The organism is uncultured Jannaschia sp. (genome assembly GCF_947503795.1).
Classification (GTDB): domain Bacteria; phylum Pseudomonadota; class Alphaproteobacteria; order Rhodobacterales; family Rhodobacteraceae; genus Jannaschia.
The window spans coordinates 2,268,612-2,289,155 of sequence record NZ_CANNEZ010000001.1; the positions used below are offsets into that span (position 1 = coordinate 2,268,612).

Consider the following 20,544-nt stretch of genomic DNA (forward strand, 5'->3'; position numbering starts at 1 on the left):
GGGCGGCGGGCTAGCCCCCGTTCCATGCGGATCTTCCGGGACCATCGTGCCATTCCGACCGACGCCCGCGGCGCCTCGGCGGCCATCGGCAATTTCGACGGCGTGCATCTGGGCCACCGCCACGTGCTGGACCGGGCCCGCCGCGATGGCACGCCGCTGGCCGTCGTCACGTTCGAGCCGCATCCCCGCGAGGTCTTCGCCCCCGACGCTGCGCCCTTCCGCCTGATGTCGCCCGCCGCCCGCGCCTCGCGGCTGCCGAAGCTCGGCGTCGACACCTTGTTCGAGCTGCCCTTTCCCGAGATCGCACCGCTCAGCGCCGAGGCCTTCATGTCGGATGTCCTGATGGACGGGCTGGGCCTGACCCATGTGGTGACCGGCGCCGATTTCCGCTTCGGCCGCGGCCGCGCCGGCACTGCGGACACGTTGCGCGACGGCGGTGCGCGCCTCGGGTTCGACGTCACCACGGTCGAGCTTCTGGGCGGCGAGGTCCCCGTCTCCTCGACCGCGATCCGGACGGCGCTGACCGAAGGCCGCCCCCGCGACGCCGCCGAGATGCTGGGCCACTGGCACCGGATCGAGGGCCCCGTTCTCCACGGCGAGAAGCGCGGCCGGACATTGGGCTACCCGACCGCCAACATGGCGCTCGACGGGCTGCACCTGCCGCGCCTCGGCGTCTATGCTGTGCTGGTCGATATCCTCGACGGCCCCCATGCCGGGTCGCATCATGGCGTCGCCTCGCTGGGCGTGCGCCCGATGTTCGGCGACAACGTCCCCAATCTCGAGACCTTCCTCTTCGATTTCACCGGCGATCTCTACGGCGCGCAGCTCTCGGTCGCGCTGGTCGATTTCCTGCGCCCCGAGGCGACGTTCGACGGGCTCGATCCGCTGGTCGCGCAAATGGATGCCGACAGCGCCCGCGCCCGCGACCTCCTGGCGGCCCTCGATGCCTGACGATCCCATCGACCGGACGGGATTGCGTGATCGGTTCTGGACGCAGCCCCTCGGTCGCCTGACGCCGAAGGAATGGGAGGCGCTGTGCGATGGCTGTGGCAAATGCTGCCTCAACAAGCTCGAGGACGAGGACACGCAGGAGGTCGCGCTGACGCGCGTCGCGTGCCGCCTGTTCGACGACGGGACCTGCCGCTGTTCGAACTATGCCGACCGGCTGTCCTTCGTGCCCGAATGCGTCGTCCTGACGCCGAAGACCCTGCCGGACGTGGTCTATTTCTTCCCCGAGACCTGCGCCTATCGCCGCCTGCACGAAGGGCGCGACCTGCCGCATTGGCATCCGCTGCTGACCGGCGACCCGATGTCGCCGCATCTCGCCGGGGCGTCCCTGATGGACGAGACTGTCTCCGAGATGCAGATCCCGGAGGAGGATTGGGAGGATTTCGTGATCACCGAACCGACCGGGGGGGCCTGATGAACCTCAACTTCGCATCCGACAACACCGGCCCCGTCCATCCCGACATCTGGGCCGCGATGGGCGCGGCCAATACCGGGGCGGCCATGCCCTACGGCGCAGATCCGTGGATGCCCGGCGTGCGGGACCGTCTGCGCACGCTCTTCGACTGGCCCGAGGCGGAGGTGCTGCTGGTGCCGACGGGGACGGCGGCCAACGCGCTGGCGCTGGCCGGGCTGGTACAACCCTGGCAATCGGTGCTTTGCCACCGCCTCTCGCATATCGAGCTCGACGAATGCGGTGCGCCGGAATTCTACACCGGCGGCGCCAAGCTGACGCTGGTGGATGGCGATGACGGCCGCATCGCGCCGGAGGCGCTTGAGACGGCGCTCGCGGCGATGGAAGGCTCGGTCCACAATGTCCAGAAAGGCGCGCTGAGCCTGACGAACGTGACCGAGACCGGCAGCGTCTATACGCTCGACGCGCTGGCGGAGCTGACGGGGATCTCCCGCGAGCACGGTCTCGGCACCCATCTCGACGGCGCGCGGTTCGGCAATGCCTGCGCCGCGCTGGACTGCACCGCCGCCGACCTGGTCCGGGGCTTCGACATGGTCAGCTTCGGGGGCACCAAGAACGGCTGCATGGCGGTCGAGGCGATCGTGATGCGCGACCCGGCCCGGCTCCGCGAGATGGAGTTGCGGCGCAAGCGCGCGGCCCAGCTCTGGTCCAAGCATCGCTATCTTTCGGCGCAGATGGCGGCCTATCTCGACGGCGATCTCTGGCTGGACAACGCCCGCACCGCGAACGCCGCCGGGCAGCGTCTGGTGGCGGGTCTGCGGGATATCGGTGTCGAGGTCGTCGGCGACCCGACGGCGAACATGGTGTTCGCGCGGATGGACCGCGCGGCTCACGATCGCGCGCAGGCGGAGGCGCAATACTACCTGATGGATGCCGCCGAGCGCCCGCTCGCGCGGCTGGTCTGCGACTTCACCAAGACCGAGGCCGAGGTGGATCGACTCCTGGAACTGATCCTGGGCTGACACGCGCCACCCCGCTGCGTCCGGTCGTCACGACGCGCGCATCACCGCCGCGTCTGCTCCGGCGGGACGAGCCGTCCGAAGCAATCGGACAGAGCCCGGATCAAGACCGCGTCCACCCCGTCGCGCCGTCAGCTTTTCCTCGCTGCGGGTTTCTTAGTCTCCATCGCGTCGAGCCGGGCCTTCAGCGCCTCGTTCTCCTCGCGGGCCTTCTGGGCCATCGCGCGGACGGCGTCGAATTCCTCGCGCGTGACGAAATCGCGATCGGCCATCCAGCGATCGAGCATCGATTTCATCGCCGTCTCGGCCTCGGCGCGCGCGCCCTGGGCCACGCCCATCGCGTTGGTCATCAATTGGCCGATATCGTCCATGAAGCGGTTGCGGGTCTGCATCTGTCGGGCCTCCGTGCCGGTCTGGGGGACATATGGGGCGCAAGCGGCCCCGTCTCAAGCCGCACCGCGCTTGACCCCCCGTGCCGCGGCGGGCATGGCGAGGACGATGTTCGCCGCAATCCTGTCCTTTCCCGACGTCTCGCCCGAGATATTCACGCTCGAACTGGGCGGGTTCGCCTTCGCGCTCCGGTGGTACGCGCTGGCCTATATCGCGGGGATCGTGGGCGGCTGGTGGATGTCGCGCTGGGTCGTCTCGCAGCCGCGCCTCTGGGCTAATGACACCCCGCCGATGACGCGCCAGCAGGTCGAGGACGTGATGACCTGGATCGTGCTCGGGATCGTGCTGGGCGGGCGTCTGGGCTACGTGATCTTCTACCAGCCCGTCTATTACCTCCAGAACCCGTCCGAGATCCTCGCCGTCTGGCAGGGCGGCATGTCGTTCCACGGCGGGGCGGCGGGCACGGCGATCGCGGTCACGGTCTACGCATGGCGGCACGGCATCCCGATGCTGTCGATCCTCGATATAGCCTCGCTGGTGGCGCCGCTGGGCCTCGGGCTCGGGCGGCTGGCGAACTTCATCAATGCCGAGCTCTGGGGGCGGCCCTGGGACGGGCCGTGGGCGGTGATCTTCCCCGGCGGCGCGGCACAGGCCTGCGCCAATGTGGGCGAGTTCTGCGCCCGCCACCCGAGCCAGCTTTACGAAGCAATCCTCGAAGGTGCGATCCTTCTGGGCGCGCTCTGGTGGGTGGCGTTGCGCGGCGGATTCAAGAGGCCGGGGCTGCTCCTCGGGATCTTCCTTGCGGGCTATGGTGCCGCGCGCACCTTCGTCGAGCACTTCCGGCAGGCCGATGCGCAATACATCACCGAAGCCAACCCGCTGGGCCATGTCGTCCGATTGGGCGAGGCTGGTCTGACCATGGGGCAGCTTCTGTCGCTGCCGATGCTGGTCGTCGGCCTCGCGGTGATCGCCTGGGCCCTGACGCGGACCCGCCCCGCCCGCGCATGACGCTGGCCGAGCAACTCGCCGCGCGAATCCGGGCGACCGGTCCGATGACGCTGGCGGAGTTCATGGCCGAGGCGCTGCTCCACCCGACGCTCGGATACTACACCACCCGCGACCCGCTCGGCGCGGCAGGCGATTTCACGACTGCCCCGGAGATCAGCCAGATGTTCGGCGAGATGCTGGGCCTCTGCCTGGCGCAGACCTGGCTCGACCAGGGGGCGCCCGACGCCGTCACGCTTGCCGAGCTGGGGCCCGGACGCGGCACACTGATGGCCGACATACTTCGCGCGACCCGAGGCGTGCCCGGCTTTCACGACGCGATCTCGCTGCATCTCGTCGAGGCGTCGCCCGCCTTCCGCGCCGCACAGGCCACGCGCCTGTCCGACTACGATCCAAGCTGGCACGACGGCGTGGACGGCTTGCCCGAAGACCCCCTTCTACTGGTGGCGAACGAGTTTCTCGACGCCCTCCCGATCCGGCAATTCGCCCGCGTCGGGGACGGCTGGGCCGAGACGCTCGTGACGGTCACCGATGGCGGGCTGGCATTTGCACGGGGCGAGCCGGTGCCGGTGCCCGAGCTCGACCATCACGACGTCGCCGACGGCACCATCGTCGAGCGCTGTCCGGCGCTGGTGCCGGTGGTCGGCGCGGTCGCGGCGCGTGTCGCCACGGGCGGCACGGCGATCTTCGTCGATTACGGCCACTGGCGCGCGCAGGGCGACACGGTGCAGGCCGTGCGCGCCCATGCGCCGGTCGATCCGCTGGACGCGCCGGGCACCGCCGACCTGACAGCGCATGTCGATTTCGAGGCCATCGCCCGGGCCGCTGCCCCCGCCGCCGTCACGCCGATGATCCGACAGGGCGTGCTGCTGGAGCGGTTGGGAATCACCGCGCGCGCGCAGGCCCTCGCCCGGAGCCTCGACGGCGCGGAACGCGATGCCCATATCGCCGCCCATCGCCGCCTGGTGCATCCCGCCGAGATGGGTGACCTCTTCAAGGCCATCGCGCTTTATCCGCCGGGCGCGCCGCCGCCGCCGGGCTTCGACGCATCGGCTTGACCCTCCCGCGCGAACGCGCTCCCCTGCCCCGGACCGAACCCTCGCCCGCGGAGCCCGCGTGACCATGACGCTCGAATTCCTGCGATCCGATCTTCTTGGCGACGTGGCCCATGGATTCTTCACGCGCCGGGGTGGCGCGTCGTCGGGCATCTTCGCGGGGCTGAACTGCGGCACGGGCTCGTCGGACCAGGCCGAGGCGGTGGCGACGAACCGCGCCCGCGTGGCCGAGGCGATGGATGGCCCGCTGCACGGCGTGCATCAGGTCCATTCGGCGGATGTCGTGACCATCGACGGGCCGCTCTCCGAGCCGTCGACGCGGGCCGACGCCCTCGTGACCGCCAGCGCGGGCCAGGTCCTGACCATCCTGACGGCGGATTGCCAGCCGGTCCTCTTCCACGAGCCCGAGGCGGGCGTGATCGGTGCTGCCCACGCTGGCTGGAAGGGCGCGCTCGGCGGGGTGCTCGAAGCGACGGTCGACGCGATGTGCGACCTCGGCGCGACGCGGGGCCGGATCCGCGCGGCCATCGGCCCGACGATCTCGCAGCGCGCCTACGAGGTCGGGCCCGAATTCCTCGACCGGTTCGAGGACGAGGATCCCGACGCGCTCGCGCATTTCGCCAACGGTGCGAATGGCAAGTACCAGTTCGACCTGCCGGGCTACGGGCTCAGGCGGCTCCGCGCGGCGGGCGTTCAGGCGGAATGGACCGGACATTGCACCTATTCCGACGCCGGGCGGTTCTATTCCTACCGGCGCACGACCCATACGGGCGAAGCCGATTACGGCCGCCTGATCTCCGCCATCACGCTCTGACGCGGGGCCGCCCCGGAGCGCCTTGATTCCGCCCCGGAATCACCCGCACGCCGTCCCGCTCCCGCCGTGAGGGCCCGCCATACCGTCTTCAACGCACGACGAAGGAGACACGGCCATGGCGCGACAGACCTGGATGGACCGCACGATCGAAGAGACCCGCACCGCCGAGATCCGGCTGCCCTGGTCCCGCCGCCCGACGCCGGCTCCGGACCGCAACGCGCCCGCCCCGGTGCCGATCCGCGCCTGACCCCACACACGAGACGAGACCGGGTTCGAGTATTCTGCCTGTCACTCCCCGGTCCGACTGGACGCGGCCCCGCCTGCCTGGGGTCGCGTCCTTTTTTCATGCGCCGATCAGGCTGCGCGCGATCAGCACCGTCGCCGCCGTCGCGGCAAGCCCCAGCGCCCAAGGCCTGATGCGCCCCCGCGCCACCCGCGCCGCCCAGGGCCGCACCAGCCACAGCGTCGCGCCGACGACCGGCAGGAGCGTTGCGGCGAAGGCCACGTGGCGCAGCCCGATCAGCCCCGCGACTGTCAGGGCCGCGATGGACACGGCCATCCCGAAGGCGAAGAACACGTTCTGGGTCGCCGCGGATCGCCGCGCCTCGATATCGGCATAGACGATCGCCATCGGCGGTGCGCCGATCCCGGTCAGGGTGCCCATCACGCCCGCGACGGTCCCTGCCCCGAAGAGAACGCGCGGCCCCGGTCCCAGCCGCAGTCCCGCGACCGACAGGATCACACCCAGCCAGACGACCCCGCCGACGACCAGGGGCAGCGCCGGTGTGCCGACGACGCGCGCCGCGATCCAGGCCGCGATGACCGCGCCCAGCATCCGACCCGCGAAGCCCGGCCGCAGATCGCGCACCACGACCGCCGAGCGGTCGGCGACGAAGCTACCCGCACCCACGGCGAGCCCGGCCAGAAGCACCGTGCCCGGCAGGAACTCCGGTGCGGCAAGCGCCATGACCGGTGCCGCGATCATGCCGAAGCCCTGCCCCGCGAGCCGCTGAAGCGCGCAGCCCACGGCCGCCGCGACCGCGCAGATCAGCCATGGCCCCAGCGCGGGCAGGAGGTCAGGCACGATTGGCGATCTCGATCAGGTTGCCATCGGGATCGCGGATATAGAGCGACCGGATGGGTCCCTCGGCCCCGGTGCGCGCCACGGGTCCGGCCTCGATGACGACGCCCTCCGCGCGCAGGTGATCGGCCCAAGCCGCGAGGGAATCGTGGCTGAGGAAACAGAGATCGGCACTGCCGGCTTGGGCCACGCGGGCCTTCGGCTCGAACTCGGCGCCCCTTTGATGGAGATTGATCTTCTGGCGCCCGAACCGCAGCGCCGTCCGGGTCGAGCCGTCGGCGGGGTGGAACGTCTCGACGTCCATCCCGAGGGTCGCGGCATACCACCGCGCCGTCGCGTCGGTATCCGCGACCGTGAGCACGAGGTGGTCCAGCGCCTCGACCCGCACCGGCGCGTCAGACACCGACGGCCACGATCGCATCCGCCAGCACTGGCACCGAGCGGGCGCTGAGACCCGCGATGTTGATGCGCCCGTCGGCCACCATGTAGACGCCGTGATCGCGGCGCAGCGCCTCGACCTGTCCGGGCGTCGCGGGCAGGAGCGAGAACATGCCGCGATGCGCCGCGAGAAAGCCGAACCGGTCCGATCCGGTCCGCGCGCGGAGCGCCTCGGCCAGCGCCGTCCGCAGGTCGAGCATGCTGCGGCGCACAGCCTCGAGCTCGCCCGCCCAGTCGGCCCGTAGCGCCGGGTCGTCGAGGATCATCTGCACGACACGCGCGCCATGGTCCGGCGGAAAGCTGAAATTCAACCGGTTGAGCGTCGCCAGCGCGCCCTGCGTGACACCGAGCGCGGCCACCGTGGGCGCGATCGCCATCAGGAGGCCCGTCCGCTCGCGGTAGATGCCGAAATTCTTAGAGCAGGAAGCCGCGATCAGCAACTCCGGCACCCGGCCTGCCATCTCGCGCAGGCCCGCGGCATCGGCATCCAGCCCGTCGCCGAACCCCTGGTAGGCGATGTCGACGAAAGGGATGGCGCCACGTTCGGTCAGAAGCTCCGCGACCTCGCGCCACTGGGCGAGGTTGAGGTTGGCCCCCGTCGGGTTGTGGCAGCAGCCATGCAGCATCACCACGTCGCCCGCCGCCACCCGGCCCAGATCCTCCATCATGGCGGCGACATCCACGGACCCGGCCTCGGGGTCGAAATAACGGTAGGGCACGGTCTCGATGCCCAGGTACGCGGCGATGGCGGGGTGGTTCGGCCATGTCGGCACCGAGAGGCAGAGCCGCGCGTCCGGTGCGGCCATCCGCACCAGTTCCAGACCCTGCCGGATCGCGCCGGTGCCGCCGGGCGTGGCCGCCATCGCCAACCGGTCGTTCGGCCGGGCGTCGCCCAACACCAGTCGCGACAGCGCGTCGCAGAAGGCCGGATCGCCGGAGAAGCCGACATAGGTCTTGGTGTCCTGCGCCTCGACCAGCCGGCGTTCCGCGGCCTTGACCGCCTGCATGACGGGGGTGTGGCCGGTCGCATCCTTGTAGACGCCGACGCCAAGGTCGATCTTGTCGGCGCGCGGATCGTCGCGGAACGCGGCCATCAGGGCCATGATCTTGTCGGGTGCTTGGGGCGCGAGCTCGGTCAGCATCAGGCGTCCCCCGTCGCAAGACCGAGATCGGGATACATGCCCCACTCGGCCCATGATCCGTCGTAGAGCGCGTGGTCGGGATGCCCGAGCCGCGCCAGCGCGAGGTTCACGATCGCGGCCGTCACGCCCGAGCCGCAGCTTGTAATGATCGGGCGCGTCAGGTCGACCCCGGCCTCCGCGAACGCGGCGCGCAGGCCCGCCTCGTCCTTCATGGTGCCGTCCGCTTCGAGAAGCGTCCCGAAGGGCACGTTGCGCGCGCCCGGAATATGCCCGGCGCGCAGGCCGGGACGCGGCTCGGGCGCGTCGCCGCGGAAGCGGGCGGCGGCGCGGGCATCGACGACCTGCGCGCCGCCCAGCTTGGCGGCCTGTGCCACATCCGTCACGTCGCGCATCAGCCGCGGCTCGGGGCGCAGCGTCATGTGGCGGTCCTTGATCTGCGGCAGGTCGCTGGTCAGCGGCCGCCCCTCGGCGCGCCATTTCGGCAGCCCGCCATCCAGAACCGCCGCCCGCTGGCCGAATAGCCGGAACAGCCACCAGACCCGCGCCGCAGAGAACAGGCCCGCCCCGTCATAGATCACCACCGTGTGCCCGTCGCCGACGCCCATCCGGCGCATCCGCGACATGAATTTCGCCGCACTCGGTGCCATGTGCGGCAGGCTGGAGCGCGCGTCCGAGACGTCGTCGAGATCGAGAAACCGCGCGCCGGGAATATGCGCCTCGCCGTATTCCTCGAGCGGATCGCGGCCCGCATCGGGCAGGTACCACGACGCGTCGATGATCCGCAGGTCGGGCGACGGCAGCTTGCGCGCCAACCAGTCGGTGCTCACCAGGGTGGACGGATCGTCGGTCATCGCACGGCCTCCCGCTCGGAGCGGCGTTCGGCGAAGACGCCGCGCCAACTCGGGTCCAGATCGGCCATCCCGGCCAACGCATCGACATCGCCCGGATCGGCCTTCAGGTCGAAGAGCGCGGTCGCGACGCGGTGCACGGTCCAGCCGTCATTCGGACGCTCCAGCAGCACCAGATCGTCGCCCTCGGCCACCGCGCCGCCTTCGAGGACGCGCAGGTACCAGCCCGTTCGGCGCGTCTTCCGCATCCGGTAGGCCATGCTGTCCTCGCCGACATGGGCCGTAAGCTTCCAGCAGGGCTGGCGGCCCTGGCTGATCGCGACGCGGGCCGTGCCCATCGCCATGACGTCCCCGATGCAGACATCCGCTTCGGTCCAGCCCGCGACCGCGACGTTCTCGCCGAAGCCGCCGGGCGCGAAGGCCGCGCGATCGCCGAGGTCGCGCCGCCAGCGGGCGTAATGCGCGACCGGGTAGACATGTACCGCCTTGCCGCGTCCGCCATGCACCGCGAGATCGGCCTGCGCGTCGCCCAGGAACCCCGTGGCACCCAGCGAGACGGGCCCGTCCCTGCGGGCCTTGGCAATGGCCGAGGGCGGCTTCGTCGGCCAGCGGTCCTGGACCGTGCCGGTGAAAATGCCGTCGATGCGGGCGCGTTCGGTCATGTCTGGCTCCGGGGGCGGGACACGGGTCCCTTCGGCTTCCGGGCTTACCGCCGCCCCGTGCGCGAGGCAACGCGCAAGCCCGTGACGGCGTCATTCTCGGGGTTGCAAGGTCGCGCGCCGGGGTCTAGGACGCGGCCCTTGAGATACGGGCGGACACCCTTGGAGGCCGCCCCAACCGCTAGATATTGGAGACACAACATGGCTGGTGAGATTCCGGATCTCGTGGCGCATGCCCGGACGGGGACAGGCAAGGGGGCCGCTCGTCAATCCCGTCGCAACGGCATGGTGCCGGGCGTCGTCTATGGCGGCGGCTCGGACCCGCTTCCGATCGAAATTCCCTTCAACGACCTCCTGAAGAAGCTCCGCGCGGGCCGCTTCCGGGCGACGCTCTGGAACCTCAAGGTCGAGGGCCAGGAGGATGTCCGCGTGATCGCCCGCGACGTTCAGCGTGACGTGGTCAAGGACCTTCCGACCCATCTCGACCTGATGCGTCTCAAGCGCACGTCGAAGGTCAACCTCTACATCCCCGTGGTGTTCGAGGGCGTCGATGGCTCGCCCGGCGACAAGCAGGGCGGCGTCCTGACGGTCGTTCGTCCCGAAGTCGAGCTGCGCGTCACCGCCGGTGACATCCCCGATCACCTGACTGTCGATTGTTCGGGCATGGAGATCGGCGACACGGTCACGATCTCGAACGTCACGATGCCCGAGGGCGCCAAGCCCACGATCGATCGCGACTTCGTTCTGGCCAACATGCAGGCCCCGTCGGGTCTCGCGTCGCAGTCGGATGACGAGGACGAGGTCACCGAGACCGAGGTCATCAACCAGACCGCCGATACGGTCGAGGGTGAGGATTCGTCCGAGGACTGATCCTCGGCCAAGCATTGCTTTCAAGGGGGCGTGGACGGGAAACCGTCTGCGCCCCTTCTGCATCCGCCGTCGCGTGTCAGCCCAGCATTTCGGCCAGAACGGCATCGGGGCCGGATTTCGACGCGGGCTCCTTTCGCGCGATGGCAGGTGTGCCGCGAATATGCAGATCCTCCGTCGCGCAGCGCAGCATGAAATCGGCCAGATCGCCGGTCCGCGTGCGGATCAGTTCGGGCGGGATCACGTCGTCGAACACGCGGTAGTCCCCCGACGGACCTTCGTCGAGCAGCCAGCCGGGGCGCACGGCGGTCCAGCGCAGCTGTTCCGTCGCGCGCAGGATGCGCTCCATCTCGGCCATCTGGTCGAAGATCGACTTCAGCCCCAGCCGCGCCGCCGCCTGGAACCAGATCGGCCCGCGCGCCATCGTCTCGACGAAGCTGGCCGAGATGGTCACAAGCCGGTCGACGCCGGTCGCGCGCATCGCCTCGATCAGGTTCGCCGTGCCCTCGGTATGGAGCGGCGGCGGGTTCACGAACGTCGACGGTCCCGCGTCGATCCCGACCGCGTTCAGCACGGCATCGACGCCGGCGAGGTCGGCTTCCAGACCGTCGCGGGTCATCAGATCGCTCTTGATCCAGGTGACGTCGGGGCCGGTCACGTCCGGCGGGTCGCCCGCGTGATAGCCGGCCCGGATCGTATGACCCGCAGCCAGCCCCTGCCGCACAATGCGCAGGCCGGTCGCGCCATCCGCGCCGTAAACCAGAAACGTCTTCGTCATGTTGGGGGTCTCCCTTCGCCGGGGAGAACCCGGACCGGCGCGGCACGGTTCCGTCAGGCCGCAGGACGCCCGCCGGCTGCCGCGTAGGCCATGTCGATGACCCGTTGCGTCCCGGCGGCATCCTCCAGCGTCCAGGCGAAGGGTGCCTCCCCCCGGATCGCGGCACCGAAGGCCTCGACCTGCAGGACGTATTGGTCGACGCCGTGCCACGACCGCTCGTGCGTGATCCCGTCGCGGCCGCGCCATGCCACGCGCGCGGATCCGAAGCGCGCGGCGTTGAACGGGGCGGTCAGACGGATCAGCCCGGCATCGCCGTGGAACAGCATCACCTGTTCGGGCAGAAGGCGCATCGAATTCACCCAATGCGCGCTGAAGCCCGGGAAGCGCGCCGAAACGCGGGCCAGCAGGTCGCAGCCGTCCTCCCAGTCGATATCGGCATGGGTGATCGCCTCGGGCTCGGACCGCGTGGCCCAGCGGGTGGAGCCATAGGTATAGACCCCAATATCCGGCAGCGCGCCGCCGCCCGTCGCGGCCATGTTGCGGATATTTCCGGGGTCGCCCGAATTGTCGTAGGTGAAGACGCCGCCGACATGGCCCAGCCGCCCGATCTCGCCGCCGTCCAGCAAATCGCGCACGAAGGCCCATTGGGGATGGTGGACGATCATGTAGGCCTCGGCGGCCTGCAGCCCGGTCCGGTCGCGCGCGGCGATCAGCGGGGCGATGTCGCCCTCGGCCATGGCGACCGGCTTCTCGACGAGCACATGCTTGCCCGCCTCGAGCGCCCGGATGCCCCATTCGACATGCATCGTGTGCGGCAGCGGGACATAGACGGCATCCACCTCGGGATCGGCCAGGAGCGCGTCGTAGTCGCCATGGACGCGCAGACCCGGTGCGCGTTCGGCGAAGGGCGCGGCCTTCTCGGGCGAGCGGGTCGCCAGCGCGGCGAGGACATGGCCCCGCGCCATGTGGATCGCAGGCGCCATGTCGTTGCGCGCGAAGTTCGAGGCGCCCAGCACGCCCCAGCGGATCGGATCGGTCATTTCGGCTCCCCCTGTCGATGGGCAAGCTAGGCCAGAGTTTCGCGCCTAAGTCTCCCCCGGCGTCACTTGAGCTGGCTGTCCTTCGACCCGCGCCGGTTGATGCCCGCGCGCGGGGCCGCCCGCCCGTCCCGCTCGCTCGCGCAATCGACGCAGAGCTTCACGCCCGGCAGCGCCGCGCGCCGCGCCTCGGGGATCGGCTCCTCGCATTCGGCGCAATGGGTCAGGCTCTCGCCCGTGGGACGCGCCTGCGCCTTCATGCGCGCCAACTCGTCCGAAATCGACGCCTCGATCTGCTCGGACACGGCGCCGTCCTTGGCCCAGCCCCCGGCCATCAGGCGCGCAGCTCCACGATGGGAGCGAAGCCGCCATAGATCATCCGCATTCCATCGAACGGCATCTCGGACATATCCGTCATCGCGGCGGCGAACGCGGGATCGGGGTCGCGCATCCGGGCATTGGCCGCGTCATGTGTCGCCTTGTCGGGCCATTCGATCCACGAGAAGGCGACCGTCTCGCCCGGCTCGCACTTCACGGCCATCGGGAACGAGGTGACCTCGCCGTCGGGCACGTCGTCACCCCAGCATTCGACCTGCGCGATGGCACCCAGCGGCTTGAAGATGACCTCCCATGCTTCGTGCGCATGGGCGACGAAGGCGTCCTTCTGGTCAGTCGGCACGGCGGCGACGAACCCTGCGAAATAGGACATGTCGTCCTCCTTCCTTCCTGTGCGCCCTGCAACATAGCACGAAAAAGGGGGCCATCCCGGCCCCCTTCGGTCGATCTGCTGTGGGTGCGATCCCGTCAGGCGGGGACCATGCCCTTCTCGCGGGCCAGTTCGCGCACGCGGGTCGAGAGCTTTTCGAAGGCCCGCACCTCGATCTGGCGGATCCGCTCGCGCGAGACGCCGTATTTCTCGGACAGATCCTCGAGCGTCACGGTCTCCTCGTTCAGCTTGCGCTGGGTCAGGATGTCCTTCTCGCGGTCGTTGAGTACGTCCATCGCATCGGTCATCAGGCCGATCCGGCTTTCGTACTCGTCGCGCTCGGCGTAGTCGCCGGCCTGGTCGGCGCTGTCATCGGCCAGCCAGTCCTGCCACTGGGTCGAGCTGTCGCCATCCGACCCGACCATCACGTTCAGCGACGCGTCGCCACCCGACATGCGCCGGTTCATCGACGTCACCTCGTCCTCGGTCACGCCGAGGTCGGTGGCGATGCGCTGGACGTTCTCGGGGCGCAGATCGCCCTCCTCCAGCGCCCCGATGCGGTTCTTGGCCTTGCGCAGGTTGAAGAACAGCTTTTTCTGCGCGCTGGTCGTGCCCAGCTTCACCATCGACCACGATCGCAGGACATATTCCTGGATCGCGGCGCGAATCCACCACATTGCGTAGGTCGCAAGGCGAAAGCCCTTCTCGGGGTCGAATTTCTTGACGGCCTGCATCAAGCCGACATTCGCCTCCGAGATCACCTCGGCCTGCGGCAGACCGTATCCGCGATAACCCATGGCGATCTTGGCCGCGAGGCGCAGGTGCGACGTCACCATCTGGTGCGCGGCGTCGGTGTCGCCCTCCTCGACCCAGCGCTTGGCGAGCATGTATTCCTGCTCGGGCTCCAGCATCGGGAACTTGCGGATTTCCTGAAGATAGCGATTCAGCCCCTGCTCGGGCGAGGGGGCCGGAAGGTTGGCGTAAGTGGCCATGATGGGTGTCTCCCTCGAAGATGCGGCTGTGTTAAAAGGCTTAACATGCCGTTTGACTGGATATGGTGCGGCTTGACCGACCATTCAAGATCGCGGCCTCGCCGGTCGTTTCGTCTGACGGAGCGGTGATCTACCCCGTGCGCCAAGGCCGCGAAAGAGCCGGAATGGCGGCTGGACTGCGCGGATTTGCACCAAGAACGCGACCGCAGGCGTCCTGTTCCTTTGGCAGGTCAGGTCAGCTCTCGCCCCGAAGTGCACGCAGCAAGGACTCCATGTCGTCGGGCAGCGGGGCCGCAAAGGACATCTCGGCATCGGTGACCGGGTGCCGAAAACCCAAGGTCGCCGCGTGCAGAGCCTGCCTCGGGAAGGCCTGCGCCTCGGCCCGCCCCGGCTGATTGCCCGGCATCTTCCGGGACCCGCCATAGACCGGATCGCCGATCAGGGCATGCCCGGCATGAGCCATGTGCACGCGGATCTGGTGCGTCCGCCCTGTTTCGAGCCAGCACTCGATGAAGGCCGCCGCACCGAGGTCTTCCAGCCGCCGCGCGCGGGTCACGGCATGGCGTCCGCCGTCCCAGCGGACGGCCTGCCTCTGGCGGTCCGTGCGGTGGCGATCGAGCCGCGTCTCGATCTTGACGATGTCACCGGGCTCCAGCGAGACGCCGCGCGTGCCCCGAAGCCGCGGGTCGCCGGGGGACGGCACGCCGTGGCAGATCGCGAGATAGCGCCGCTCGACATCATGCGCCTCGAACTGGGCGGCCAGTCCGTGATGCGCCGCATCTGACTTGGCCACCACCAGAAGGCCCGAGGTGTCCTTGTCGATCCGGTGGACGATGCCCGGTCGCTTCTCGCCCCCGACGCCCGACAGGTCGCCGCCGAAATGGTGCAGCAGCGCGTTGACCAGCGTCCCGCCGGGCGAGCCGGGCGCGGGATGCACAACCATGCCCGCGGGCTTCATGACGACGAGGAGGTCGGCGTCCTCGTGGATTATCTCAAGCGGAATCGCTTCGGGCCGCGTGTCGGGATCGTCGGCGACGGGAACCTCGACCTGCACCGCATCGCCCTCGGACGGCCGGTCGCGCGCGCCGGCGACCGCGCCGTTCACCGTCACGCGCCCCTCGGCCAGCAAGCGAGCCAGCCGCGACCGGCTCAGATGCGCGTCGGCTGGCACGTCGCGCGCGATTGCCTTATCGAGGCGCGGCGGCGGATCGGCCGCGATGGCGAAGGTCACGATCTTGTCCGACATGGAACCCGTTCCCGAGCCGTCGAACCTGCGCCTCCTGCGGGTGCTGGTGACGGTGTTGACGGGTGTGATGATCGCGGGGCTGATAGCGGTCGTGGTCGCCCTTGTCACGCGCCTGCCCAGCGCCGCGATCCGCTCGCCCGAGGGGCTTGCTATCCCGGCGGGCACCGAGATCGTCGCGGTGACGCAGGCCCCGTCTTACTGGCTGGTGACGACCGGGGACGACCGGCTCCTTGTCTTCGCGCCGGACGGCTCGCTCCTGCGCGACATCCCGCTCGGCGACTGATCGGGGCGGGGGGCGAATTTTCGTACGAACATTCGCACGCCCCCCGCGCGTCCGGTATGTCACGACAGAAGCGGCGCGAGCGTCGGCCAAAGGCTGGCCAACAGGAGCGCCGCCATCACCCGGTTGAACACGCGTAGCCGTCCCGGCGATGTCAGGACGCGGCGCAGTTGCAGCCCCATCACGAGCCAGAGCGAGATCGACGGCAGGTTGACGACCGTGAAGATCGCCGCAACCGGCACGACCGCCCAAGGCCCGCCCGCCGTGTAGAGCGTCACCGCCGTCAGGGCCATCGTCCACGCCTTGGGGTTCACCCATTGAAACGCGGCGGCCTGCAGGAAGGTCAGTGGCCGGGCCTCGGCGGCGCGCGCCTCGGGCGGGGCTGCGTTTGCAATCTTCCAAGCGAGCCACACGAGATAGGCGACGGACAGGATCGCAAGCACCGTCTTGGCCATCGGGTAGGTCGCGAAGACCTGCGCCAGCCCGAGGCCGACGAGCACGATCATCACGCCGAATCCCAGCGAGATGCCCAGCGCGTGCGGCACCGACCGCGCCACGCCGAAATTCGCCCCCGACGCCATGATCATGAGGTTGTTGGGCCCCGGCGTGACCGAGGAGACGAAGGCGAAGGCGACGAGGCCGAGAAACAGATCGTAGGTCATGGCGGAATTCTGCGCCGGGTTTCGCACCATGTGCTTGCGAAAACGGCGCGACAGGCCCATCTTTTGCAAGATATGGTTCGATTGGACGAAATTGACGACAGAATCCTGCACGCCCTGTCGGAGGATGGCAGGATCACCAATCAGGCGCTGGCCGATCGCGTTGGGCTCTCGCCTTCGGCGACGCTGCGGCGGGTGCAGGCGCTCGAACGGTCGGGCGTCATCACCGGCTACCGCGCGCGGATCAATGGCGAGAAGTTGGGCACAGGGTTCACCGCCTATATCGCCGTCGGGCTGAACGATCACACCAAGCGCGGGCAGGAAGCGTTCGAACGGGCCGTCGCCACGGCGCCCGAGGTCCGCGAGTGCCACAACATCACTGGCGCGGTCGAATACCTGCTGCGGATCGAAGCGCGCGATCTCGCGGCCTACAAGCACTTCCATACCGAGGTGCTGGGCATCCTGCCGCAGGTCTCGAGCCTGACGACCTATGTCGTGATGGGCAGCCCCAAGGACGACCGCGCCTGACGTCTAGCGGTGCTGATCGATGAGCACCGGATTGCCGTCGGGATCGCGCAGGATCAGGGGGGCGGTGCCGTCGGCGTCGCAACCGCTCTCGGGCGTCAGCGCGGCTGCGACGAGGCACGCCCGGATCGCGCGGATGTCGTCGAAGGGACCGGGGACGTCCCTGCCCTCGACCGTCCAGCCCGGATTGAAGGTCAGCGTAATGGCCTCGATCATGCCGGCGAAAAGGTCCAGCGTGGTCGAGCCCTGCCGCAAGATCAGCCAGCCCCGTTGGGCGACGCCGCGAGATCGGCCACGTTCAGGCTCAGGGGAAAGGCGCCGAGGTCCTTCCGACGCTCCAAGCCCATGGGAACGCCCCAACTTACCTGCCCGGCGGGTATTCGCCAAATCGGCGCTTCGGTCACGGCATACTGACGGCAATCCGTCATCTCACCGTAACATCACCGTCATGATCGCCCGCGATCCTCCCCGCGCCATCGGGGGGCATCGCCCACCCGGCCCTATCCCTCTGCCAGGAGAATTTGCGATGAAAGACCTCGAACATCTCAGCGCCGACGAATGGGACGAGATCCGCTCGCCCCGCCCCGAGACCACCGATTTCGACCGCGTGGTCGAGCGGGCCCTGTCGCGACGCGGCTTCATGAAGGGCGTCCTGGCCTTCGGGTCGGGCGCGGCCGTGATGGGATCGGGCCTCCTGACCTCGACCTCGGCCCGCGCGCAGGAGGCGGCAAATTTCGCCTTCGAAGGCATCCCGATCCAGACCGATGGCACCGTGCACGTGCCCGATGGCTATGACTGGCAGGTGCTCGCCCGCTGGGGCGACCCGCTCTTCTCGGATGCCGAACCCTTCGACCCCGAGACCGGCATCACCCTCGCCTCGTCCGACCGCGTCTTCGGCGAGAACACCGACGGGATGGAGACCTTCACCGTCGACGGCCGACAGCTGATCGCCGTGAACCACGAATACGCCAACGTCTCGACCAACCTGCCGTGGAAGGGCGACAACGCCTTCACCGCAGATGACGTGACCATCCTTCAGAACATCCAGGGCGTCACCGTCATGGAAGTGGCCGAGGGCGCGGACGGCTGGGAGGTGGTGGTCGACAGCCCCTACAACCGGCGCATCCACCACAACACGCCGATGACCATCGCGGGGCCCGCCGCCGGGCACGACATGCTGAAGACCGAGGACGATCCGACCGGCACGATGGCGCTCGGGACGATGAACAATTGCGGGTCCGGCAAGACGCCGTGGGGCACGTATCTGACCTGCGAGGAGAACTTCAACGGCTATTTCGGCGTGGCCGACCCGGAGATCGAATTCTCGGCCTCCGAGGGCTTCGCGCGCTACGGCATCGGCGCCGAGGGCCGCTACGGCTACGAGCTGCACCAGGCGCGCTTCGACGTCCGCCAGACCCCGAACGAGCCGCATCGCTTCGGCTGGATCGTCGAAATCGATCCCGCCGATCCAGAGAGCACGCCCGTCAAGCGCACCGCGCTGGGCCGCTTCAAGCACGAGAACGCGGCCGCGGTGATCGCATCGGACGGCCACGTGGTCGTCTATCTCGGCGACGACGAGCGGGGCGAGTACCTCTACAAATACGTCTCGACCGGCACCTGGGCCGAGGGTCAGCCGACCGAGGGCCTGCTCGACGACGGCCAGCTCTATGCGGCCCGCTTCGACGATGACGGCACCGGCGAATGGGTCGCGCTGACCCCCGAGGCGACGGGCATGGACGAAGGCATGATCCTGATCCACACGCGCATGGCCGCCTCGGCCGTGGGCGCGACCACGATGGACCGTCCCGAATGGGTCGCCACCAATCCGGTCACGCCGCAGGGCTACGTCGCGCTGACCAACAACCGCAATCGCGGCATCAAGGCGAACGCGGGCGGCGACCCGACGCCGGTGAACGGCCCCAACCCGCGCGAGGCCAACAATTACGGCCAGATCGCGCGCTGGATGCCCGATGACGGCAACCATTCGGCCACCGGTTTCACCTGGGATCTCTACGTCATGGCGGGCAATCCGATCGTGGGTCAGGGCGACTACGTCGGCTCGGAGAACGTGACCGAGGGCAATCTCTTCAACTCGCCCGATGGCATGGCCTTCGACACGACGGGCACGCTCTGGATCCAGACCGATGGGGACGATTCAAACGAGGGGCCCTTCACCGGCATGGGCAACAACCAGATGCTGGCCGGCGATCCCGCGACGGGCGAGATCCGGCGGTTCCTGACGGGCCCCAAGGGCTCGGAGGTGACGGGGCTCGCGTGGTCCGAGGACCTGCGCACGATGTTCGTCGGCATCCAGCACCCGAGCGCACCCTTCCCCGACGGCGCGGATTCGCTACCCCGCTCGGCGGTGGTGACGGTGCGGCGCGCCGACGGCGAACCGGTCGGCTGAGGCCACGACGACGACGGTGCGCCTCGCAAGGCGCACCGTCCACTCGCCCCGGAAGAGTCAGGCGAGCGTGCGGTAGATGTGAAAGCCGTCGAAATCGGCCTTCCCGACATCCATGCCGCCATGGCGCAGGCCCGCATAGGCCATCGACAGGTGGAACATCATGTTGGGCAGCGCGAAACATGTGACGTAACCCGCGGTGTCCTGGTCGAGATCGGCCTCGCCCGCGCGGTGCAGGACCCGCGCGCCCAGATCGCCCGGCCCGAGCGGCTCGATCAGCTCTCCGATCTCGTCGCAATATTCGATCAGGCGCGCCGCTGTTAGGTCGGTTTCCGGAGTATCGGGCACGTCGCGCCCGGCGGGCGGCCCCAGCGCCCGGCCCGCGAACCGTGCCGCGAGCGCGAACTGAAACCCGGTATCGAACATGTCCGGGGCCAGCCGGATGGCCAACAGCCGGTCGGCATCCGGTCTGCGCTCTACGCGATCGAGCAGGCGCACTGTCCGCCCCAGATAATATTTCGCCGTATCGACCGCCGCCGCCGCGAAATCGCGCTCCGTGTCCATCCGTCGTCGCTCCTCGGTCTCGCCGCGTCGTTCTACATATCGCCGCCAAGCGCTGCCACCGCGTCGTGCCGGTCGCAATCGAGGACGTGGTCGTTGACCAGCCCCGCCGCCTGCATGAAGGCGTAGCAGGTCGTCGGCCCGCAGAAGCGAAAACCCTCGGCCTTGAGGCGCTTCGACATCGCCGTCGAGACCGGGGTCGATGCCGGCACCTCGGCCAGTGTCGCGCGGCGCTCCTGCACCGGGCGTTCGTCCACGAAACTCCAGACCAGATCTGCGAAGGGCGTCGCGCCGCCGAGCGTCAGCCATGCCCGCGCGTTGCCCAGAACGGCCTCGATCTTGCCCCGATGGCGCACGATGCCCGCATCGTCCAGAAGGCGCGCGACATCCTCCTCGCCCCAATCCGCGATCACGTCGGGATCGAACCCGGCGAAGGCTGTGCGAAACCCCTCGCGCTTGCGCAGGATCGTGAGCCAGCTCAGCCCCGCCTGCATCCCTTCCAGCGACAGAATCTCGAAGAGATGGCGCCCGTCCCGCTCGGGGACGCCCCATTCGACGTCGTGATAAGCCTCGTAGAGCGGGTCCGCGCTGACCCATCCGCATCGTCGCATGCCGCCT

27 protein-coding genes are annotated in these 20,544 nt (G+C 69.2%); 11 read left to right on the forward strand and 16 right to left on the reverse strand.

The window, feature by feature from the left end:
• Positions 1–24: 24 nt before the first annotated feature.
• Genes Q0833_RS11830 through Q0833_RS11840 form a run of 3 tightly spaced genes read left to right on the forward strand, consistent with a single transcriptional unit; the run spans position 25 to position 2,442 of the window.
• Positions 25–951: a bifunctional riboflavin kinase/FAD synthetase gene (locus Q0833_RS11830; protein WP_298434528.1), complete on the forward strand. Its 927-nt coding sequence runs from the start codon at positions 25–27 to the stop codon at positions 949–951.
• On the forward strand, positions 944–1,423 hold the full coding sequence (locus tag Q0833_RS11835) for a YcgN family cysteine cluster protein (RefSeq protein WP_298434531.1): 480 nt from the start codon (positions 944–946) through the stop codon (positions 1,421–1,423). The genes Q0833_RS11830 and Q0833_RS11835 overlap by 8 nt, the downstream gene beginning before the upstream one ends.
• The gene (locus Q0833_RS11840) at positions 1,423–2,442 is read left to right on the forward strand and encodes a low specificity L-threonine aldolase (RefSeq protein WP_298434534.1); all 1,020 of its coding nucleotides are present in this window, start codon (positions 1,423–1,425) and stop codon (positions 2,440–2,442) included. The genes Q0833_RS11835 and Q0833_RS11840 overlap by 1 nt, the downstream gene beginning before the upstream one ends.
• A 128-nt stretch (positions 2,443–2,570) precedes the next feature.
• Here the strand turns inward: Q0833_RS11840 and Q0833_RS11845 are convergent, their stop codons facing one another.
• Positions 2,571–2,831: an accessory factor UbiK family protein gene (locus tag Q0833_RS11845; RefSeq protein WP_298434537.1), complete on the reverse strand. Its 261-nt coding sequence runs from the start codon at positions 2,829–2,831 to the stop codon at positions 2,571–2,573.
• Positions 2,832–2,937: 106 nt separating this feature from the next.
• On the opposite strand from Q0833_RS11845, the gene lgt reads away from it, so the two are divergent.
• The 4 genes from lgt to Q0833_RS11865 all read left to right on the forward strand — a co-directional run bounded on the left by lgt (position 2,938) and on the right by Q0833_RS11865 (position 5,950).
• Complete coding sequence (gene lgt / locus Q0833_RS11850; RefSeq protein ID WP_298434540.1) at positions 2,938–3,837, forward strand: prolipoprotein diacylglyceryl transferase; 900 nt, start codon at positions 2,938–2,940, stop codon at positions 3,835–3,837.
• Positions 3,834–4,892: an SAM-dependent methyltransferase gene (locus tag Q0833_RS11855; RefSeq protein ID WP_298434543.1), complete on the forward strand. Its 1,059-nt coding sequence runs from the start codon at positions 3,834–3,836 to the stop codon at positions 4,890–4,892. The genes lgt and Q0833_RS11855 overlap by 4 nt, the downstream gene beginning before the upstream one ends.
• Before the next feature lie 64 nt (positions 4,893–4,956).
• On the forward strand, positions 4,957–5,703 hold the full coding sequence (gene pgeF / locus Q0833_RS11860) for a peptidoglycan editing factor PgeF (protein WP_298434546.1): 747 nt from the start codon (positions 4,957–4,959) through the stop codon (positions 5,701–5,703).
• Positions 5,704–5,818: 115 nt separating this feature from the next.
• A complete protein-coding gene (locus tag Q0833_RS11865; RefSeq protein ID WP_298434549.1) occupies positions 5,819–5,950 on the forward strand; it encodes a hypothetical protein in 132 nt (43 codons plus the stop codon).
• Between the two features lie 96 nt (positions 5,951–6,046).
• On the opposite strand, the gene Q0833_RS11870 is transcribed toward Q0833_RS11865, so the two are convergent.
• The 5 genes from Q0833_RS11870 to Q0833_RS11890 are packed head-to-tail and all read right to left on the reverse strand — an operon-like array spanning position 6,047 to position 9,874.
• Complete coding sequence (locus Q0833_RS11870; RefSeq protein ID WP_298434552.1) at positions 6,047–6,787, reverse strand: TSUP family transporter; 741 nt, start codon at positions 6,785–6,787, stop codon at positions 6,047–6,049.
• Positions 6,780–7,187, reverse strand: coding sequence for a VOC family protein (locus Q0833_RS11875; RefSeq protein WP_298434555.1), 408 nt, complete (start codon positions 7,185–7,187; stop codon positions 6,780–6,782). The genes Q0833_RS11870 and Q0833_RS11875 overlap by 8 nt, the downstream gene beginning before the upstream one ends.
• On the reverse strand, positions 7,180–8,364 hold the full coding sequence (locus tag Q0833_RS11880) for an amino acid aminotransferase (protein ID WP_298434558.1): 1,185 nt from the start codon (positions 8,362–8,364) through the stop codon (positions 7,180–7,182). The genes Q0833_RS11875 and Q0833_RS11880 overlap by 8 nt, the downstream gene beginning before the upstream one ends.
• A complete protein-coding gene (gene sseA / locus Q0833_RS11885) occupies positions 8,364–9,215 on the reverse strand; it encodes a 3-mercaptopyruvate sulfurtransferase (RefSeq protein WP_298434561.1) in 852 nt (283 codons plus the stop codon). The genes Q0833_RS11880 and sseA overlap by 1 nt, the downstream gene beginning before the upstream one ends.
• Positions 9,212–9,874 carry an MOSC domain-containing protein gene (locus tag Q0833_RS11890; RefSeq protein WP_298434565.1) on the reverse strand — a complete coding sequence of 221 codons (663 nt, stop codon included), beginning with the start codon at positions 9,872–9,874 and terminating at the stop codon, positions 9,212–9,214. The genes sseA and Q0833_RS11890 overlap by 4 nt, the downstream gene beginning before the upstream one ends.
• Before the next feature lie 198 nt (positions 9,875–10,072).
• On the opposite strand from Q0833_RS11890, the gene Q0833_RS11895 reads away from it, so the two are divergent.
• A complete protein-coding gene (locus Q0833_RS11895; protein WP_298434568.1) occupies positions 10,073–10,741 on the forward strand; it encodes a 50S ribosomal protein L25/general stress protein Ctc in 669 nt (222 codons plus the stop codon).
• Positions 10,742–10,817: 76 nt separating this feature from the next.
• On the opposite strand, the gene Q0833_RS11900 is transcribed toward Q0833_RS11895, so the two are convergent.
• From Q0833_RS11900 to Q0833_RS11925, 6 genes are all read right to left on the reverse strand, one after another.
• The gene (locus tag Q0833_RS11900; protein ID WP_298434572.1) at positions 10,818–11,516 is read right to left on the reverse strand and encodes an NAD(P)-dependent oxidoreductase; all 699 of its coding nucleotides are present in this window, start codon (positions 11,514–11,516) and stop codon (positions 10,818–10,820) included.
• Between the two features lie 53 nt (positions 11,517–11,569).
• Positions 11,570–12,556 carry a Gfo/Idh/MocA family oxidoreductase gene (locus Q0833_RS11905; RefSeq protein ID WP_298434575.1) on the reverse strand — a complete coding sequence of 329 codons (987 nt, stop codon included), beginning with the start codon at positions 12,554–12,556 and terminating at the stop codon, positions 11,570–11,572.
• Positions 12,557–12,618: 62 nt separating this feature from the next.
• Entirely contained in the window at positions 12,619–12,888 is a 270-nt protein-coding gene (locus tag Q0833_RS11910) for a DksA/TraR family C4-type zinc finger protein (RefSeq protein WP_298434578.1), read from the reverse strand.
• Positions 12,888–13,262 (reverse strand): DUF1428 domain-containing protein, encoded by a 375-nt coding sequence (locus tag Q0833_RS11915; RefSeq protein WP_298434581.1) that lies wholly within the window; start codon positions 13,260–13,262, stop codon positions 12,888–12,890. Before Q0833_RS11915 ends, Q0833_RS11910 begins: the two co-directional genes overlap by 1 nt.
• A gap of 95 nt (positions 13,263–13,357) precedes the next feature.
• Positions 13,358–14,251 carry an RNA polymerase sigma factor RpoH gene (gene rpoH, locus Q0833_RS11920; protein ID WP_298434584.1) on the reverse strand — a complete coding sequence of 298 codons (894 nt, stop codon included), beginning with the start codon at positions 14,249–14,251 and terminating at the stop codon, positions 13,358–13,360.
• A gap of 235 nt (positions 14,252–14,486) precedes the next feature.
• Positions 14,487–15,497 (reverse strand): RluA family pseudouridine synthase, encoded by a 1,011-nt coding sequence (locus tag Q0833_RS11925; RefSeq protein WP_298434587.1) that lies wholly within the window; start codon positions 15,495–15,497, stop codon positions 14,487–14,489.
• On the opposite strand from Q0833_RS11925, the gene Q0833_RS11930 reads away from it, so the two are divergent.
• Entirely contained in the window at positions 15,496–15,780 is a 285-nt protein-coding gene (locus tag Q0833_RS11930; protein ID WP_298434590.1) for a DUF6476 family protein, read from the forward strand. The two genes, Q0833_RS11925 and Q0833_RS11930, sit on opposite strands and share 2 nt — an antisense overlap.
• Before the next feature lie 59 nt (positions 15,781–15,839).
• Here Q0833_RS11930 and Q0833_RS11935 read toward each other — a convergent pair whose 3' ends face one another.
• Complete coding sequence (locus Q0833_RS11935) at positions 15,840–16,439, reverse strand: LysE family translocator (RefSeq protein WP_298434593.1); 600 nt, start codon at positions 16,437–16,439, stop codon at positions 15,840–15,842.
• Between the two features lie 72 nt (positions 16,440–16,511).
• Here Q0833_RS11935 and Q0833_RS11940 point away from each other — a divergent pair, with 72 nt between their 5' ends.
• A complete protein-coding gene (locus Q0833_RS11940) occupies positions 16,512–16,964 on the forward strand; it encodes an Lrp/AsnC family transcriptional regulator (RefSeq protein WP_298434596.1) in 453 nt (150 codons plus the stop codon).
• A gap of 3 nt (positions 16,965–16,967) precedes the next feature.
• Here Q0833_RS11940 and Q0833_RS11945 read toward each other — a convergent pair whose 3' ends face one another.
• On the reverse strand, positions 16,968–17,177 hold the full coding sequence (locus Q0833_RS11945) for a hypothetical protein (RefSeq protein ID WP_298434599.1): 210 nt from the start codon (positions 17,175–17,177) through the stop codon (positions 16,968–16,970).
• 310 nt (positions 17,178–17,487) lie between these two features.
• On the opposite strand from Q0833_RS11945, the gene Q0833_RS11950 reads away from it, so the two are divergent.
• Complete coding sequence (locus tag Q0833_RS11950; RefSeq protein ID WP_298434602.1) at positions 17,488–19,368, forward strand: PhoX family phosphatase; 1,881 nt, start codon at positions 17,488–17,490, stop codon at positions 19,366–19,368.
• Positions 19,369–19,425: 57 nt separating this feature from the next.
• On the opposite strand, the gene Q0833_RS11955 is transcribed toward Q0833_RS11950, so the two are convergent.
• Positions 19,426–19,929, reverse strand: a complete 504-nt coding sequence (locus tag Q0833_RS11955) for a DUF1993 family protein (protein ID WP_298434605.1) — start codon at positions 19,927–19,929, stop codon at positions 19,426–19,428.
• A gap of 32 nt (positions 19,930–19,961) precedes the next feature.
• Positions 19,962–20,537 carry a DNA-3-methyladenine glycosylase I gene (locus Q0833_RS11960; RefSeq protein ID WP_298434609.1) on the reverse strand — a complete coding sequence of 192 codons (576 nt, stop codon included), beginning with the start codon at positions 20,535–20,537 and terminating at the stop codon, positions 19,962–19,964.
• Between the last annotated feature and the right edge of the window lie 7 nt (positions 20,538–20,544).

Bases quoted from the DNA above. Each gene is read 5' to 3' on its own strand.
- Q0833_RS11830 (WP_298434528.1), top strand. From the start codon at position 25: ATGCGGATCTTCCGGGACCATCGTGCCATTCCGACCGACGCCCGCGGC.
- Q0833_RS11835 (WP_298434531.1), top strand. From the start codon at position 944: ATGCCTGACGATCCCATCGACCGGACGGGATTGCGTGATCGGTTCTGG.
- Q0833_RS11840 (WP_298434534.1), top strand. From the start codon at position 1,423: ATGAACCTCAACTTCGCATCCGACAACACCGGCCCCGTCCATCCCGAC.
- Q0833_RS11845 (WP_298434537.1), bottom strand. From the start codon at position 2,831: ATGCAGACCCGCAACCGCTTCATGGACGATATCGGCCAATTGATGACC.
- lgt (WP_298434540.1), top strand. From the start codon at position 2,938: ATGTTCGCCGCAATCCTGTCCTTTCCCGACGTCTCGCCCGAGATATTC.
- Q0833_RS11855 (WP_298434543.1), top strand. From the start codon at position 3,834: ATGACGCTGGCCGAGCAACTCGCCGCGCGAATCCGGGCGACCGGTCCG.
- pgeF (WP_298434546.1), top strand. From the start codon at position 4,957: ATGACGCTCGAATTCCTGCGATCCGATCTTCTTGGCGACGTGGCCCAT.
- Q0833_RS11865 (WP_298434549.1), top strand. From the start codon at position 5,819: ATGGCGCGACAGACCTGGATGGACCGCACGATCGAAGAGACCCGCACC.
- Q0833_RS11880 (WP_298434558.1), bottom strand. From the start codon at position 8,364: ATGCTGACCGAGCTCGCGCCCCAAGCACCCGACAAGATCATGGCCCTG.
- sseA (WP_298434561.1), bottom strand. From the start codon at position 9,215: ATGACCGACGATCCGTCCACCCTGGTGAGCACCGACTGGTTGGCGCGC.
- Q0833_RS11890 (WP_298434565.1), bottom strand. From the start codon at position 9,874: ATGACCGAACGCGCCCGCATCGACGGCATTTTCACCGGCACGGTCCAG.
- Q0833_RS11895 (WP_298434568.1), top strand. From the start codon at position 10,073: ATGGCTGGTGAGATTCCGGATCTCGTGGCGCATGCCCGGACGGGGACA.
- Q0833_RS11900 (WP_298434572.1), bottom strand. From the start codon at position 11,516: ATGACGAAGACGTTTCTGGTTTACGGCGCGGATGGCGCGACCGGCCTG.
- Q0833_RS11905 (WP_298434575.1), bottom strand. From the start codon at position 12,556: ATGACCGATCCGATCCGCTGGGGCGTGCTGGGCGCCTCGAACTTCGCG.
- Q0833_RS11910 (WP_298434578.1), bottom strand. From the start codon at position 12,888: ATGGCCGGGGGCTGGGCCAAGGACGGCGCCGTGTCCGAGCAGATCGAG.
- Q0833_RS11915 (WP_298434581.1), bottom strand. From the start codon at position 13,262: ATGTCCTATTTCGCAGGGTTCGTCGCCGCCGTGCCGACTGACCAGAAG.
- rpoH (WP_298434584.1), bottom strand. From the start codon at position 14,251: ATGGCCACTTACGCCAACCTTCCGGCCCCCTCGCCCGAGCAGGGGCTG.
- Q0833_RS11930 (WP_298434590.1), top strand. From the start codon at position 15,496: ATGGAACCCGTTCCCGAGCCGTCGAACCTGCGCCTCCTGCGGGTGCTG.
- Q0833_RS11925 (WP_298434587.1), bottom strand. From the start codon at position 15,497: ATGTCGGACAAGATCGTGACCTTCGCCATCGCGGCCGATCCGCCGCCG.
- Q0833_RS11935 (WP_298434593.1), bottom strand. From the start codon at position 16,439: ATGACCTACGATCTGTTTCTCGGCCTCGTCGCCTTCGCCTTCGTCTCC.
- Q0833_RS11940 (WP_298434596.1), top strand. From the start codon at position 16,512: ATGGTTCGATTGGACGAAATTGACGACAGAATCCTGCACGCCCTGTCG.
- Q0833_RS11945 (WP_298434599.1), bottom strand. From the start codon at position 17,177: ATGATCGAGGCCATTACGCTGACCTTCAATCCGGGCTGGACGGTCGAG.
- Q0833_RS11950 (WP_298434602.1), top strand. From the start codon at position 17,488: ATGAAAGACCTCGAACATCTCAGCGCCGACGAATGGGACGAGATCCGC.
- Q0833_RS11955 (WP_298434605.1), bottom strand. From the start codon at position 19,929: ATGGACACGGAGCGCGATTTCGCGGCGGCGGCGGTCGATACGGCGAAA.
- Q0833_RS11960 (WP_298434609.1), bottom strand. From the start codon at position 20,537: ATGCGACGATGCGGATGGGTCAGCGCGGACCCGCTCTACGAGGCTTAT.